Source organism: Hymenobacter lucidus (assembly GCF_020447265.1).
Classification (GTDB): domain Bacteria; phylum Bacteroidota; class Bacteroidia; order Cytophagales; family Hymenobacteraceae; genus Hymenobacter; species Hymenobacter lucidus.
In genome coordinates this window covers 74868-91042 of the sequence record NZ_JAJADR010000004.1, presented here as the reverse complement: position 1 = coordinate 91042, position 16175 = coordinate 74868, and the positions used below count along the sequence as shown (strand labels likewise).

The window sequence follows — 16175 nt, the reverse complement described above, 5'->3', positions numbered from 1 at the left end:
AGAGGAAAGGAAAGCGTAATCGAAGGTATTGGCTATACTTACGTAAAGCCGATCAGAAAAAATGAACAACTATTTGGCTTTTCCGGCCCACTCGGCCAGCACCTGCCCAGCGCGCTGCACATCCCCGAACGAGTTGTAGAGCGGCACCGGCGCCAGCCGGATGACGTTGGGCTCGCGCCAGTCGGCAATGATGCCGGCCGCGGCCAAGAAGTCGAACAGCTGCCGGCCGTTGTGGTGCACCAGCATGGAGAGCTGACAGCCCCGGGCGGCGGGGTCGGCGGGGGTAATGATTTCCAGCATTTCGCGGGGCAAATCCAGATTGCGCACCAGAAACTCCAGGTAGGCCGTAAGCAACTCACTTTTCTGGCGCAAAGCGGCCATGCCGCCGGCCTCATCCACGAGGCCCAAAGCGGCGCGGTGAATGGCCATCGGGAAGATCTGGGCGTTGGAAAGCTGCCAGCCGGCCGCCCCGGTCATGGGCCGGAAGCCTTTCTTCATCTGGAACCGGTCGGAAGGGTCGTGGCCCCACCAGCCGGCCAGGCGCGGCAGGTCGGGCCGGTTGGCAAACCGCTCGTGCACGAAGACGCCGGATGTGCCGCCGGGGCCTGAATTGAGGTATTTGTAGGAGCACCAGCAGGCAAAATCCACGTCCCAGTCGTGCAGCGCCAGCTTGAGGTTGCCGGCCGCGTGAGCCAAATCGAAGCCCACGGTAGCGCCCACGGCGTGGCCGGCCTGGGTAATGGCGGCCATATCGAAGGCCTGGCCGGTGTAGTAGTTCACTCCGCCGATAATAACCGTAGCCAACGTGTTGCCCAGCTCCTGAATCTTGGCCAGGATATCCTCGGAGCGCAGCGTATGCTCGCCGGGGCGCGGCACCAGCTCCACAATGGCTTCCTCGGGCGCCAGCCCGTGCATTCGCACCTGCGACTCTAGCGCGTACTGGTCGGAAGGAAAAGCACCGCCTTCCATGAGTACCTTGTAGCGCATGGCCGTGGGCCGGTAAAAGGAAATCAGCAGCAGGTGCAGGTTAGTGGTCAGATTGTTCATCACCACTACTTCCACCGGCTTAGCTCCTACCAGGCGGGCAGTGCTGGCGGTGAGGGTTTCGTGGTAGTGCATCCAAGGCGACGTACCGTGGAAATGACCTTCCACGCCCTGCTTTTCCCAGCTCTCGAACTCAGCCTCCACAGCTGCCCGGGCTGCTTTGGGCTGCAGCCCCAGCGAGTTGCCGCACAGGTACACCGTGGACCGGCCTTCGGGTGTCAGCGGAATGTGGAACCGGTTGCGGAAGTCGCGCAGCGCGTCCTGGGCATCAAGTTCAGCAGCAAATTCGGGAGTCGGCAGAAAATTCATAGCGGAAAACAGCAGGCAACAGGCGGCGCAAGGCCGGCGCAAAAATAGCAGTGGCAGCGGGCTTGGCTGGCTCACTATAAACGTGAGCCGGCACCGCGCCAACTACAGCCGGTGAAGTTGTAAAGGTAGAGGCAAATCTTACTTGGCGGCGAGCAGCTTAGCAAAGTGCTGCTGGGGCAGCCCCAGCCACTCTAGGGCGTTGGAACCGAGCATGCGGGCCTTCATTTCGTCGGGGTACGGCATCGACTCAATCAGCTGGCCGGGTTCCAGCTCGCCTAAGGGGAACGGGTAGTCGGTGCCCAGCACAATCTTGTCGGCCCCGATGGTTTTGACCAGGTACTCCAGCATCAGCGGGTCGTGCACCAGCGAATCGACCCAGAACTTGCCCAGGTAATCGCGCGGATTCACGGGGTTATCGACAGCACACAAGTCGGGCCGCACGTGGAAGCCGTGCTCGATGCGGCCGATGGTGGAGGCAAACGAGCCGCCGCCGTGGGCCACGGCCACGCGCAGCCGGGGCAGGCGCTCCAGCACGCCGCCAAATATCAGTGAGCAGAGCGCCAGGGTGCTTTCGGCGGGCATGCCCACCAGCCAGGGCAGCCAGTATTTGGGCATTTTTTGCTGGGCCATCATGTCCCAGGGGTGCACGAAAACGGCCGCGCCCAGCTCTTCGGCGGCGGCAAATACCTCGAACAGCTCGGGCGCGTCGAGGTTCCAGTCGTTGACGTGGGAGCCAATCTGGACGCCGGCCAGCCCCAGCTCCTTCACGCAGCGCTCCAGCTCTTTGATGGCCAGATCCGGAGCCTGCAGCGGAATGGTGCCCAGGCCCACGAAACGGTCGGGGTAGCGGCCCACCACGCCGGCAATATGGTCGTTGAGCAGGCGGCTCAGATCCAGCGCGTCGTGGGGCTTGGCCCAGTAGCTGAACATGACGGGCACCGTGCTGAGCACCTGCACGTCGACGCCAAACTGGTCGTACTCGCGCATGCGCACTTGGGGGTCCCAGCAGTTGTCCTGCACTTCGCGGAAGAATTTATCATCCTGCATCATACGGGCGCAGCACGGCTTGTGGTGTTCGAGCCGAATGAAGCCGCCGTAGCCGTACCGCTCGCGCAGGTCGGGCCAGGTTTCGGGCAGAATGTGGGTGTGAATATCAATCTTGAGCACGGGTGGGATGCTGCGGGTGGTAAGCGGGTGAAACAGGGAAAAGCCGTGGGTTAGTCGGCCTTTACGGGGGCGGGCGGGGCCATTACGGTGCCGCAGTTCGAGCAGGTGCGCTTTTCTTCCGAGGCCCAGAAGCGGTTCATAATGGGCGGCAGCTGCTGCACGATGTCGGTGATTTCGGCAAATTCCTCGTAGAGCTTGGTGCCACAGTTTTCGCAGTACCACTGAAAGCCGTCCAGCTCGCCGGCCGTGCGGTAGCGCTCCAGCACCATGCCCACGGTGCCAGCTGGCCGCCGCGGCGAGTGGGGCACGCCGCCGGGCAACAAAAACATTTCCCCGGCCTTGATTTCAATATCTACCGGCTTGCCGTCCTCGATGATCTTGACCACGATGTCGCCTTCAATCTGCAGAAACAGCTCCTCGCCTTCGTCGTAATGGTAGTCTTTGCGGGCATTGGGGCCACCCACTACCATCACGATAAAGTCTTTATTGTCTTTGAACACCTGCTGATTACCGACCGGCGGCTTAAGCAAATGGCGGTGTTCATCTATCCATTTCTGGAAATTGAAAGGGCGCGAGACGGGCATAAGGCGAAATTGTGAAGTTGTGGAATTGTGAAGCTGAAGGATGAAAATGAGTCGGGGAGCCAGGGCTAGTGAGGCAAAAACTCACAAATTCACCTTTCACAACTTCACCGTTTTCGTCGCCCAACTTACGCAAAACCGCGCAACTGCGGCCACCAAGCCTTTAAAACCAGTATTCCCTACTTTTAGCACATGAATCTCGACCTTACTTCCCATCGCGCCCTCGTGGGCGGCAGCACTCAAGGCATCGGCCGCGCCGTAGCCGAGGAGCTGGCGCAGCTCGGGGCCACCGTCACGTTGCTGGCCCGCAACGAAGAAACCCTGCAAAAGGCCGTGGCTGAGCTACCCCGCCCCCACGGCCAGCCACACGACTACATCGTGGCCGATTTCGACGACCCAGATACGCTGGCCGCCCGCCTGCATGATTATCTGGCAGCCCACCCCGAAGGCTTTCACACGTTGGTAAATAACACCGGCGGGCCGGCCGGTGGGCCGATTCTGGCCGCGCCGGTTGCGGCATTCCGGGCCGCTTTTGAGCAGCATTTGGTATGCAACCACCTGCTGGCCCAGGCCGTGGTGCCGGGTATGCAGGCGCGAGGCTACGGGCGCATCATCAACGTTATCAGCACCTCGGTGAAGCAGCCGCTGGCGGGCCTGGGCGTGTCGAATACGATTCGGGCGGCGGTGGCGAACTGGGCCAAAACCCTGGCCAACGAGCTGGGTGGCAGCGGCATTACGGTGAATAACGTGCTACCCGGCGCTACCGTTACCCAGCGCCACACCTCGCTTATTGACAAGAAAGTAGAGCAAACCGGCCAGACGGTGGAGCAGATTGAGGCGGCTATGCTGCGCACCATTCCGGCCGGGCGCTTTGGGCAGGCCCAGGAAGTAGCGGCGGCCGTGGCGTTTCTGGCTTCCCCGGCGGCGAGCTACATCAACGGCATCAACGTGCCGGTAGACGGTGGCCGGACTGGCAATTTGTAAACCGCCACTCACAAGAAAACCGGCCGGCGGCTGCGTTTTATGATTGGGGTTGAACGGTACCTTGCTTAACTTCGAGTTGGGCCTGCGTATTGGCCGAAAGTGTGAAGCACAGCCACAGAAACAGGCCATAGCTTAACCCTACGGCCAGCTTTTGCCAGAGCTTAGTGCTTTGCCATTGCCACTGCGCCGGCCAGCCAAAACAAGCCACCGCATAGAGTAGCAGGTGCAGCGGAATCAGAAACCGGCACTCTACGATGAGCGGTACCGAGGCGACGCTGGTAATCAGGATGGCCGCGAGCAGGACCCAGTGCCCGAACGTGAGCCGCCGAATGCGCAGCACGATGACGAGCAGGGCGGCAAACAAGACAGAATACACCACCACTGCGTTGAGTAGTGAAGGGTGGTACACGTTGTATATATACGGGCCCGAATACAGCAGATCGAGGCTATTGAAAAGATGGCGCAAGTAGAGGCCGGCCATGTCGATGGGGTGCCGGAGGGCAAAGGAAAAATAGTCACCGTAGGAGGCGAAGTCACTTATGCCTTCCTCTTCCAGCAGCGCTTTGCCCACCGGGTCCATGAAACTAACCTGCGGTTTGGGGTACCCCACGCCTATGTTGGTTTCGTAGCGCTGCCGGCCGATTCCCTCGCGCAGCAGAAATAGGTACAGGCTCTGGTCTTTCTTGTCCACATCACCGGCACCCTCGGCCAGCACCAAGTAGCTGTTCGAGTCGAAGTTATTGGTATTGAGCAAATACTGCGGAAATCCAACCAGCAGAAAAGCGGCGGCAAAGACTACCAGTCGGCTAGCTACTGCTTTCAGCCAGCCCGTAGTATCGGCTGGGTGCCGCACCCAGAGCTGCTGCACCAGCACCGCCACTGCAAACGGCACACTCAGCAGGTAAATGGGCCGCATATACACAGCTGCCGCTACTAAGGCCCCGGCGGCAAAGATGGAGAAGAAGCGCGTAGAGCGGTACAGCAGCAGCAGCGCGGTGAACAGGGCCAGCACGCTGGGAAAGTCGGTCAGCGTGAAGTTGAAATAGTCGCGCCACAGCACGAAGCACACCACAATAAAGAGCAGCCGGCGCAGGCTACCCACAGGCCGGCCCGTCACTTTTTCCCACAGCGCCGGACACACCACGCCAAACAGCGCGGCCGCCCACAGCGCCCCGAAAAACTTAAGCACGCCACCCGACTGCCCGTCGAACATTTCCCGCACCAGTACCGCCGCCGGGTAGTGCAGTAGTGGGTAGAGGTAGCCGCGCAGGGCGGTATCGAAGTTGTAGAGTGAGAATTTGCCGCCGCCATCCACGTCGAAACCCCGGGCCAGCTGCCAGTAGAACTCCGCGTCGTAGCGCTGTTCCTCGAAGCGGGACGTGTAGAGGTGCGCGGCAAACAGCACGAAGGTCAGCAGAAACCACAGCCAGCTGTTGCGGCTTTCCCACCAGCGCCCTTGTAAGGATTTAGAATCAACCATACCGAAAGTGAATAGCAAACGGCCCGCTTGGTAACAGAGGACTCGTCGGGAAAATACCGCCACACACCAGGCGGAGCCCCACGGCGGGCCTCACCGGGTAGGGCTATAACCTAAGCGGGCAAAGAAAAAGGCGAATGGCAATTCGCTTTCTTCTTTGCCCGCTTAGCTCGGGTATCTATGATTTTCTAGCCTTCGCTAGTGATTTCCAGGTCGTCGAGGTAGATGTTCTGGTTGCTGTTGCCACGCCACATGTAGATGTTCAGCAGCGAGGTGTAGGCCGCAGTAGCAGGTATTTCGATTACCTTCTCAATCTCAACCCACTTGTTGACGGTTTTGGTCTGCTTGGCAATTTCCAGACCATCCCATATGATGTTTTTGCCGGTTACGGGGTCTTTAATCTCCGTTACGATAATGGCATTCGACTGCTTGTCGGGCAAAAAGGCCCAGCCGTGAATTTTGATTTTCTTAACCCGGTTGGCACTGAGCTTCCCCAGCTGCGACGAGTAGCCCAGGCTGTATTCAACCGCAGGTCCTACTTTGACGGAATAACGGCCTGAATGAGCCTTCTCTGTGGTCAACGACGGGGTTGGGATACCACCCACCCAACCTTCGAGTGATTCAAAATCGTTTTTGGCCAGCTGGTTAGCTGGAATTTCGCTTTTGTTATCACCGCAGGCAACTACGCCCAGAGCAAAGACGGCGTAAAGCAGTTTTTTCATAAAAGTATGGAGGATTTATTCGGGTCAAAATTAGAACAAATTTCAACACCAAGCTAAGCTCCAGAGGGCATTTCTCTCAGCCTTAGATAGTAGGCCGCATCACTGCTGCGCCGCAAATTCCGACATATAGCCAGCTGCCGCCTACGCCCGGCTGGCCGGCTATGTGCCGATAGCACTTTTTAGCGAAGCCCTCCCCTGTATCTTACGAAGACGGGCTGGTGATATAATTCTGTCGGTGGAAGCTACCGGGTACTGAAGTGCCGCCAATGGATACTCTGTCTGCGAATACCACCGCTTTTTCAAACCCATAAACGGGTTTTCCCCACCAAGCTATTAGTTATCTTTGCTTCTCACCCTGCCCCTGCCCAGTTGCACCCGCCCGCTCAGTCAGCCTGCTCTACGCTGCTCATAGCCGCCCAGCGCATAGCCTCCGGATTTGGAGCTACCGATGCGCACGGCCGGCCCAGTACCCGCCCTGATTTTGCAACTCCGCCAATGCTTTCGGCGGCCGGGCACTACGATAGAGTCGCTCAGGGTGGGGACATTCTTACCCAGTATCTGCGTACCCTGCTTTCCTTACCATCTTTTAGCTTATCACGTCACCGTTTCAGGCATGTCTATAGTTGATACGAAAATAGCAACCCGGCCACCCCGCTCCCTGCAGATTTTGCGCCTGCTCGGACTGGGCTTACTGCTGGGCATTGTCCTGTTTCCGCTGGTTTTCGACCTGCATCGTATTCCTATTCAGCCCTGGGATGAGGCCCGCATGGCCCTGAGTGCGCACGAAATGTACGAGTCGGGCAACCTGCTCATTACCACCTATGTTCAGCAGCCCGATCTGTGGAATACGAAGCCGCCGCTGCTTGTTTGGCTGCAGGCGGCCATGATTGGGCTGCTGGGCCCCACGGAGTTGGCCATCCGGATTCCGTCGGCTCTGGCGGCACTGGCTACAGTATTGTTCCTGGTCGGCTTCAGTGCCCGCGCCCTGCGCAGCTTGGGAGCCGGCCTGGCGGCAGCCTTCATTCTGGTTACTATTCCGGGCTACATGGCCCCGCACGTGGCCCGCACCGGCGACTACGACGCCCTGCTGATCTGGTGGCTGGTGCTGGGCTTGGCCTGCTTTTTTCAGTACCTGGAAACCAACCGTCCCCGCTACCTCGTGCTCTGGGGCATTGCCCTGGCAGCCGCTATTATGACCAAGGGCGTGGCGGCTTTGCTGGGTAGCCCGGCGCTGGTGCTGTATGTTATCCTGCGTGGCAAGCTGCTGACGCTGCTCCGGCAGCCGCGGGTCTGGCTGGTGCTGGCAGCGGCCCTGGCCGTACCGGCCCTGTTCTATGCGGTGCGCGAAGCGGCGCTGCCCGGCTACTGGGAAGCCGTAAAACTCAATGAGTTGGGCGGGCGGTTTTCCACCGCTCTGGGCCCTCACGCGGGCCCGTGGTACATCTACCTAGAAAGCCTGCGGGACTACCTGCTCGACCCCTGGACGTACTGGATTTTCCCGGCTCTGGTGGTGCTGGCCCTCGACCCCCGCCCCGCTTTCCGGTGGCTCACGCTCCTGCTCACGCTCTTTATCATCTGCTGGCTCACGGTTATTTCCAGCGCCCTAACCAAGCTGGAATGGTATCCGGCCCCGGTCTACCCCGTTCTTGCCTGGATAATAGGCATGGCCCTGGAATCGGTGTTTCAGCGGGTGCGCCAGTGGCTGCCGGCCTCCACCCGCCCCTGGCAGCCGCTGGCGGGCGTGGTGCTGCTGCTGGCCCTGGTGGCTCTACCCTATAAGGTCACAATTGAAACCATTATTGCGCAGCGACACGACAGTTTTTCCTGGGCGGAAGACAAGGGAGCCGGCTCATTCTTGCGCCGCTATCTGCGTGAGCATCCCGATTTCCGGCAGGTGTATATAGTGTATCCCGAAGGCTACCACCCGACGCTACTTTTCTATATCAGCGCCTTCCGCACCCGGGGAATTGAGATTGTGCCTGTTTTGCCCAAGGCCATTCAGCAGTTTGAGCCCGGCACGGAGGTAATTGTGGCCAGCCCAGAAATGCGCGACACACTCCTGGCAGCCTACCAGGCAGTGCCAGTGTACGAGCAGGACCAGTACACCGCCCTACAGATTCAGGGTCGCAAATAAAGCCGTGGCCAGCTGGCTGCCTGATCTATTATTCGTTGACAATGGCCTCAATGCTGTAGTTTTGACTGCGGCTTTGTGGGTACTGCTCCCGGACGCTGGTTTTGTCTTTTAACCGGGTGTTTCTCCGGGTTATTTTCTCTTTTACTGTTCGCATGATTTCTTCTCGTCGCAACACGCTCCACTGGCTGGGCATGGCCGCTGTGGCCCTGGCGGCTGCGGTGCTGCTGCTGGTGCTCTTTTCGGCGGTGCTGGCCAACCCAGATGACTACTTCTTCGCGGCGGGCGGCGATGGGCTGCAGAGCTATTTTGCTACGGCCTACTACGCCTTCTACGATACCGGCGTGCATTTCTCCGGCATGAACTACCCGGCGGGCGAGAACTTCAACTACCCCAACCTGCAGCCGCTCATTGCCTGGAGCATTCGCACCCTGCAGCAGCTGGGCATTCCGGCGGCTCGGCACACCATTGGCATCGTAAACGTGCTGGCCTTGCTGAGCGTCTTTTTCACGCCCGTTATTCTCTACGCCATTCTGCGGCGTATGCGCATGCCGGTGTGGTACGCGGTGGTACTGGCTCTGATTATCGGCTTTCTGTCGCCGCAGCTGCAGCGCCTCGGCGACCATATGTCGCTGAGCTATTCCTGCTTCGTGCCGCTACTCTGGTACTATATCATCCGGATGCAGGAAGCGCCCCGGCAGTGGCGCTGGTACGTGCTGTTCATAGTCAGCACGCTGCTCATGGGCCTGATAATGCTGTACTTCCTGGCCTGCGGCTGCCTGTTTTTGCTGGCGCACGCAGCCGTTCTGGCCCTGCGCCGGCCGCGTCCTCTGGCGTTGCTGTGGCGCATGGCCTTAGCAGGCATTCTGCCACTGGTGCTGATGCGAACCTGGCTCTGGGCTACCGATACCGTGACGGACCGCCCACCTAATCCCTATGGCTTTCTGACGTACATGGCAACGCCCCGGGGCGTATTTACGCCCTACCTGGAGCCTTTCCACGGCCTGTGGCAAGCCATCTTCCCGACGGAGGAAATCAGCTATGAGTCGATGTCGTACGTGGGACTGGTGTGCACCGGGGTGCTGCTCGTATCGGGCCTGCTACTGCTGGCTCGCCTGTGGCAGCGGCGGCGGCACCCCGGCCGCATGCTGGGCCGCAGCCTGCCCGAATCCCTCCAGACCGGCCTGTGGGCGGCCACGCTGCTGCTGCTTTTTTCCTTTGCTGTCCCCTTCATTTTCCCCGGCTTTGCCAACCTGATTGACTACCTCGGCCCGCTGAAGCAGTTCCGGGCGCTGGGGCGTTTTGCCTGGCCTTTCTACTACGCCCTGAGCGTGTACACCGCCTATTACCTCTACCGGCTGCTGCGTTACCAATTGCAGCACCGCGTGCCGGTATTGGCGTTGCCGTGGCTGCCGCTCCTATTGGTGCTCTGGGCCACTGAAGCCTGGATCAATATTTCGGCCAAAGCCAAAGCGGCCGAGCAAGGTGCCGGAGCCCAGGCCTTCATGGACCCCAACGATACGCTGCTCCAGAAGCTAAGCTGGGCCAACCGAACCGGCACTGATTTTCAGGCCGTGATGCCGCTGCCCTACATGAACAAAGGCACCGACCGGATTGACCTAAGCGGCTCGGGCGCGTCGGTGTACCACGCCCACAAGCTGGCCCTGGCCATGGGCCTGCCCGAGCTGTCGACCTACGTGTCGCGGCCTTCGGTGGAGCAGGCCCTACGCCACGTGCAGCTGCTGAGCAGCCCGCTGGTGGAGAAGCCCCTGTTGCAGCAGTTTCCCTCCAACAAGCCCATTCTGCTGATAGTAGCTACCGGCGACGCCCTGACGCCCCAGGAGCAGCGCTTGGTCAGCATTGCCAAGCCGCTGTTGCAAGAGGAAAACGGCATTGCGCTCTATGAGCTGCCCATTGCCGCCCTGGCCGCTACCACCCTGGAGCAGGAGCGCGCCAAAGCCGCCACCTTGTTGCCCACGCTACCCAAGCGCCCCAACGGCCTGTATGCTACCACCAACTTTGGGGTCATCTGGGAGTCGTTCGACCAAAGCCCCGACCGGCGCGGCCGCCTGGCTCCAGGTGCGCTCTACGAGCCTGCCGAAACCATTACCATGCTCTATGATGGCCCTCTTCCAACACCCGCCGACACGGGCCGCTACGATGCCAGCATCTGGATCAACGGCAAGCTCGACTATGGTTACGGGTTTCTGAAAGTCAAGCAGTTCAGCAAAGGCAACCAGGTCGCCGAGCAATTTTCCGACGGCCGACTGGCCACTGAAATTCAGGGCGACTGGCTGCGCATGAGCGTCGTGTTCCGGCCCCTGCCCGACGTAGACCGCATTGAGGTGCTGTATGGCAACCGCGACCTGCTGGCCGACGACCTGCTGATCCGGCCCCTGAATACTGACGTGTATTGGTACGACTCCCGGCAGCAACCCGTGTTTAACGGCTACCCGCTGGGCCGCTGAGTGCAGCCGGCCTCTGCCCGCGCGGCGGGGCCGACATAGTTTAGTTTGTATCTTTGTTTTCTTATTAATTCTCAGTCTGTGCATCCAACCTACGAACAAGCCTATCATCAGCTCGAAGAGCAGCATTGGTGGTTTGTAGCCCGGCGCGAAGCAGTATTTGCTCTGATTCGGCAACTCAACCTGCCCCTCGATGCCCGCATTCTGGAAATAGGCTGCTCGGGCGGGCCTTTGCTGCTGGCGCTACGGGCGGCCGGCTACCAGAACCTGAGCGGCATCGACGTAAGTGAGGCAGGCATCAGGGTGGCCCAGAGCCGGGGCCTGACCAACGTGGCCGTGATGGACGGCACCCAGCTGACTTTTCCGGACAACTCATTCGACCTCGTCATTGCCTCCGACGTGCTCGAACATATCGATGACCAGCACCAAGCTCTCAGCGAGTGGAAGCGGGTGCTGCGTCCCCAGGGCCAGCTCATGCTTTTCGTGCCCGCCTTCAACGCCCTCTGGAGCAGCCACGACGACGTGAACTATCATTTCCGGCGCTATTCGGTGCCCGAGCTGAAGCAGGTGGTGCAGCAGGCCGGGCTGCGGGTGCAGCGCACCTCCTACTGGAATTCCACGCTGTTTTTGCCGGCTGCCATGGTACGGGTGCTCACGCGGGCCATTGGGAGCAACCGCAAAGCGCCCCACACCAGCGGCGACCTGGAAATGCTACCCCGCTTTCTGAACAGCAGCCTGCTGAACCTATTGCGGGTGGAAAATCTTTTTTTCCGGCGCTTTCGTCTGCCCGTAGGCATCAGTGCCTTTCTAATGGCGACCAAAACGCCCTAAGTCCGCTACCGCCTTTCCCTTCTCCCACTTTGCCCTTTCCTCGTGGACCTCTCCGTCATTATTCCCATCTATAACGAAGAAGCCAACATCCCGGCCCTTTACACGCGCCTGGGCAGCGTGCTGAATCCGATGGGCGTGCAATACGAGTTCATCTTCATCAACGACGGCTCGCGCGACAAGTCGCTGGCGCTGGTGCAAAACCTGGCCGCCCGCGACCCGCGCGTGCGCTACATCGATTTCAGCCGCAACTTCGGCCACCAGATTGCCGTCACGGCCGGCCTCGACTTGGCCGCCGGGCAGGCCGTGGTCATCATCGATGCCGACTTGCAGGACCCACCCGAGCTGATTCCGCAGCTCTACCAGCGCCTGCAGGAAGGCTACGAGGTGGTATATGCCAAGCGCCGCTCGCGCCAGGGCGAAAGTGCCGCCAAGAAACTCACGGCCAAGCTATTCTACCGCCTGCTGGCCAGCATTACCAACATTTCCATCCCCGTCGATACCGGTGACTTTCGCATTATTTCGCGCAAAGTAGTAGAGGCGCTGAAGATGATGCCGGAGCAGAATAAGTTTATCCGGGGTCAGATTTCGTGGATCGGCTACCGTCAGACGTTTATCGAATATGACCGGGCCGAGCGGGCTGGGGGCGAAACGGGCTACACCTACCGCAAGATGATCAAGCTGGCGCTGGACGGTATTACCGGCTTTTCCGATGCCCCCCTGAAAGCGGCTACCATCAGCGGCTTTCTGGTGTCGGGTGTGGCCTTTCTGGTAATGGTTTACACGCTCTACGCCCGCTTCGTGAGCCACGAGTACGAGCCGGGCTGGGCGTCGCTGATGGTCAGCATCCTGTTTCTGGGCGGCGTACAGCTGATTGCCGTCGGCATCATCGGCGAGTACATTGCCCGCCTCAGTGCCAACGTGCGCCAACGGCCGCTCTATATCATCTCCGACACCAACATTCCGGTGGCCGAATACACCGAGCCGCTCCCGACGCGCTAATAGTTAGCGCATTGCAATGGCGGACCTGAGCGGCACTTCTGCTCAGGCCCGCTTTGGTTAGCGCCGTAGCCGGATGTAATTGTCAACCGACTCTTCCCGGTAGCCTTGGCTCTGCAGCAGCTCCCGCAGCAGCCGGTGCACGGGCGTATTGCGGTAATCGGGGTAGATGACGAAGGCAGCCGGCTGGTAGGTCTGCAAAAAAACCGCTACCTGCGCCGAAGTAGGAATAGTCGTCAGCACGGTGTCGGGGTGCGTCTGCACCGTGAGCAGGGCGTGGACTACCGGGTCGTGGTCGAAGCTGGCGAAGGCAGCAGCCGGCACCCGGGAAATGTAGGCGCTGGACAGAGCCTTATGGTGAAACGTCTGGTAAAACAGCTCATCAGGATTCACGCGGCCCAGCTGCCGGTAGCCATCCAGCAGACCAAAGGGAATAGTAAATAGCCCCGCGCCGGGCAGGCTGGCAGCTTCGCGATACACGCGCGGCACCTGCGCCACGGTTTGCAGCGGCATAGGATTCGGCTGGTATTCAACCAAAACTACTAGCAACAGCACCGCCGCGCCAGCTAGCTGGCTACGCCAAGCCCAGTGGGCGCGCAGCCACCGGTCGAGGGGCACGAAGGCTACCAGTGGCAGCAGCAGTGCCACGTAGGACACATGGCGGGTGGGGCAGCGGATGTTGTTGAAAAACGGCACGAAGTGCAGCAGCCCCGTGGGTAGGCGCAGTATATTTTTTCCAAATATCTGCAGCTCAGGCATTGTAAGCAGGAAAAAGAGTAGCAGCAACGCCGGTAGCGGCTGCCACTCGGGGTGCTCGGCCACGGCCTGCTGGCGCTGCCGGGGCAGGCACAAACTCAGCACCAGCACCACAAGCAGCGCATAGCCCATAAACATAACGTTTTCGACGGAGCCGGGCATGGAGAAAATGTCGCTCTGCTGCAGCGCGGCGGTGGCGGGCGTGCCCAGCCAGCGGTTATTCAGCGGCGGCAGTAAGTAGCCGGCCACGTCGCCACCCCACCAGAAGCCGTCGTTGTCGGGCACACCGGCCAGCTTTAGCAGGCGCGAGGCAATATGGCCTACCACAAAGACAGCTGTTAGAACCAGCCAGGTGCGGGGCCGCCGCCACGAAATCCGGCCGATGCTCAGGGTGTAATAGGCCGCGTAGCCGACAGAAAAGTACAGCAGGCCAAACAGCGTGTAATAGTCGCTGAGCAAGGTAAGCAGGCCCAGCACGACACACAGCAGAACCTGACTCCAGCGCCGCACCCGGGGCCAGAGTCGGCCGGGTGCAAAGGAAAAGGCCTCCAGAAACGCGTAGATGTAAAACGGGGCCGGGGCCGTAAGCAGCAGGTGGTAATGCTCGGGCAGATGCGCCAGCTTGTAGGGCGTGAAGGCAAAGGCCACACCGGCCAGCAAACACAGCACCGGGTTAGTCACCCAGCGGGCACATAACCGGTAGGCCCCTACCGCCGACAGCGTGAAGCTCAGCCACAAACAAAGGTTTACGGCCAGAATATTGTGCCGCAGCACCACATTTGCCAGCCCCATAATGGGTGTGTAGGTGTGCATCACCAACGACGAACCGACCGGGTATAGCAGCCGCGGCGTAAACCACGGATTGTGCCCGGCCGCTACCTGTTGCTGAAAGTTGTAGGCGTTCCAGACGTACTGGTTGGCATCTCCCCCGCCCGGCCCTACGAAGCTCGTAGTAAAATGCGTAGCCAGCGGCCAGGTGAAAGCCACAAACAGCAGACTGTAAACCAGAAACAAACCTGCCAGCCTTACTCCAGACACTTTCATCGGCTCGCCGTGTTAGCCGGGGCAGGCGTGAAAATCAGCACTAGCTGAGCCCACAGTAAGGCCGGCCCCGGCAATACCAGCCCAAAACCGCGCGGCATTGGGTAGCCATCCAGAAAAGATAGTTGCATAAGAGAAGATTACGGCCGGGCCGGAAGGACAAAAGTAGTGGTTTAGTATGGCTAGATTTGCACATAGCCCAGCCCCCACCGCTCCATGCTTCAGCTCCAGAATTTCATCAACGGCCAGTTTGTGCCGCCCGCCGCCGGCCGCTACCTCGACAACGTAGAGCCGGCTACCGGCCAGGTATTCAGCCAGATTCCGGATTCCGACGAGGCTGACGTGCAGCAGGCTGTGGCCGCCGCGCAGGCCGCTTTTCCGGCTTGGCGAGCTATGTCGGCCGAAAAGCGGGGCCGGCTGCTGGTGCGCATTTCCGAGCTGATTGAGCAAAATCTGGAGCGTCTGGCCCAGGCCGAAAGCCAAGACAACGGCAAGCCCGTGGCCCTGGCCCGCACCGTAGACATCCCAAGGGCGGCCAGCAATTTTGCTTTTTTCGGCACCGGCATCAGCCATTTTTCCTCCGAAAGCCACTTCCAAGAAGGCCTTGCGCTGAACTACACCGTGCGCCACCCGCTCGGTGTGGTGGGCTGCATTTCGCCCTGGAACCTGCCGCTCTACCTCTTCACCTGGAAAATAGCGCCGGCCCTGGCTGCCGGCAACTGCGTGGTGGCCAAGCCCTCGGAAATTACGCCGGCCACGGCCTACTGGCTGGGCGAGCTGTGCCAGGAAGCCGGCTTGCCGCCAGGCGTGCTCAACATCGTGCACGGCACCGGACCGCGCGCTGGGCAGGCTATTATCGAACACCCGCTGGTGAAGGCCATCAGTTTTACGGGCGGCACCAAAACCGGCGAGCATATTGCCCGCACCGCCGCGCCCATGTTCAAGAAACTCTCGCTGGAGCTGGGCGGCAAAAACCCCAACCTCATCTTTGCCGACTGCGACCTGGCCGCCGCCGTAAGCACCAGTATCCAGTCGAGCTTCGCCAACCAGGGCCAGATTTGCCTGTGCGGCTCGCGCATCTTCATTGAGCGCAGCATTTACGAGCTGTTCAAACAGGCGTTTCTGGCGCGGGTGGCGGGCCTCACCGTGGGCGACCCGCTGCTGGAAAGCTCCCGGCAGGGTGCGCTGGTAAGCGAGGCGCATCTGGAAAAAGTTATTTCCTACATCGAGCTGGCTAAGTCGGAAGGCGGGGTGCTGCTGGCCGGCGGGCAGCGCGTGCAGGTGCCGGGCCGCTGCGCCGAGGGCTTTTTCCTGCAGCCCACTGTGTTCGAGGGTTTGGCGCCCGACTGCCGCACCAACCGGGAGGAAATCTTCGGCCCCGTCGTTACACTCACGCCCTTCGATACCGAGGAAGAAGCCCTGACCTGGGCCAACGGCACCGATTACGGCCTCTCAGCCACCATCTGGACCCGCGACCTGGACCGCGCCCACCGCGTGGCCCACCAGCTGCACGCCGGCGTAGTGTGGGTCAATACCTGGCTGCTGCGCGACCTGCGCACGCCGTTTGGGGGCATGAAAAACTCGGGCGTGGGCCGGGAAGGCGGGCTGGAAGCCCTGCGCTTCTTCACCGAGCCCCAGAACGTGTGCGTGAAGCTATAAGACAGGTTCGGA

Annotated in this window: 12 protein-coding genes; 6 read left to right on the top strand and 6 right to left on the bottom strand. The window is 60.4% G+C overall.

Going from position 1 to position 16175, the window contains the following annotated elements; all coding sequences use genetic code 11:
* Window positions 1-69: 69 nt before the first annotated feature.
* The 3 genes from kynU to LGH74_RS14480 all read right to left on the bottom strand — a co-directional run bounded on the left by kynU (window position 70) and on the right by LGH74_RS14480 (window position 3104).
* Window positions 70-1353: a kynureninase gene (kynU, locus tag LGH74_RS14490; protein WP_226176765.1), complete on the bottom strand. Its 1284-nt coding sequence runs from the start codon at window positions 1351-1353 to the stop codon at window positions 70-72.
* 138 nt (window positions 1354-1491) lie between these two features.
* Complete coding sequence (locus LGH74_RS14485) at window positions 1492-2520, bottom strand: amidohydrolase family protein (protein ID WP_226176762.1); 1029 nt, start codon at window positions 2518-2520, stop codon at window positions 1492-1494.
* Window positions 2521-2570: 50 nt separating this feature from the next.
* The gene (locus LGH74_RS14480; protein ID WP_226176760.1) at window positions 2571-3104 is read right to left on the bottom strand and encodes a 3-hydroxyanthranilate 3,4-dioxygenase; all 534 of its coding nucleotides are present in this window, start codon (window positions 3102-3104) and stop codon (window positions 2571-2573) included.
* Between the two features lie 189 nt (window positions 3105-3293).
* Between LGH74_RS14480 and LGH74_RS14475 the strand changes: the two genes are divergently transcribed.
* Entirely contained in the window at window positions 3294-4085 is a 792-nt protein-coding gene (locus LGH74_RS14475) for an SDR family oxidoreductase (RefSeq protein WP_226176758.1), read from the top strand.
* A 37-nt stretch (window positions 4086-4122) separates the two neighbouring features.
* On the opposite strand, the gene LGH74_RS14470 is transcribed toward LGH74_RS14475, so the two are convergent.
* Together LGH74_RS14470 and LGH74_RS14465 are read right to left on the bottom strand one after the other, a co-directional pair.
* Window positions 4123-5565: a hypothetical protein gene (locus LGH74_RS14470; protein WP_226176756.1), complete on the bottom strand. Its 1443-nt coding sequence runs from the start codon at window positions 5563-5565 to the stop codon at window positions 4123-4125.
* 185 nt (window positions 5566-5750) lie between these two features.
* Window positions 5751-6284, bottom strand: a complete 534-nt coding sequence (locus tag LGH74_RS14465) for a hypothetical protein (protein ID WP_226176754.1) — start codon at window positions 6282-6284, stop codon at window positions 5751-5753.
* 613 nt (window positions 6285-6897) lie between these two features.
* On the opposite strand from LGH74_RS14465, the gene LGH74_RS14460 reads away from it, so the two are divergent.
* The 4 genes from LGH74_RS14460 (at window position 6898) to LGH74_RS14445 (ending at window position 12710) form a co-directional block, all read left to right on the top strand.
* Window positions 6898-8418, top strand: coding sequence for an ArnT family glycosyltransferase (locus LGH74_RS14460; RefSeq protein WP_226176752.1), 1521 nt, complete (start codon window positions 6898-6900; stop codon window positions 8416-8418).
* A 152-nt stretch (window positions 8419-8570) separates the two neighbouring features.
* The gene (locus tag LGH74_RS14455) at window positions 8571-10883 is read left to right on the top strand and encodes a DUF6311 domain-containing protein (RefSeq protein ID WP_226176750.1); all 2313 of its coding nucleotides are present in this window, start codon (window positions 8571-8573) and stop codon (window positions 10881-10883) included.
* Window positions 10884-10961: 78 nt separating this feature from the next.
* On the top strand, window positions 10962-11711 hold the full coding sequence (locus LGH74_RS14450) for a class I SAM-dependent methyltransferase (protein WP_226176749.1): 750 nt from the start codon (window positions 10962-10964) through the stop codon (window positions 11709-11711).
* Window positions 11712-11753: 42 nt separating this feature from the next.
* On the top strand, window positions 11754-12710 hold the full coding sequence (locus tag LGH74_RS14445) for a glycosyltransferase family 2 protein (protein ID WP_226176748.1): 957 nt from the start codon (window positions 11754-11756) through the stop codon (window positions 12708-12710).
* A 57-nt stretch (window positions 12711-12767) separates the two neighbouring features.
* On the opposite strand, the gene LGH74_RS14440 is transcribed toward LGH74_RS14445, so the two are convergent.
* Window positions 12768-14507 carry a DUF6311 domain-containing protein gene (locus LGH74_RS14440; RefSeq protein ID WP_226176747.1) on the bottom strand — a complete coding sequence of 580 codons (1740 nt, stop codon included), beginning with the start codon at window positions 14505-14507 and terminating at the stop codon, window positions 12768-12770.
* Between the two features lie 213 nt (window positions 14508-14720).
* Between LGH74_RS14440 and LGH74_RS14435 the strand changes: the two genes are divergently transcribed.
* Window positions 14721-16163, top strand: a complete 1443-nt coding sequence (locus LGH74_RS14435; protein ID WP_226176746.1) for an aldehyde dehydrogenase — start codon at window positions 14721-14723, stop codon at window positions 16161-16163.
* Window positions 16164-16175 lie beyond the last annotated feature (12 nt).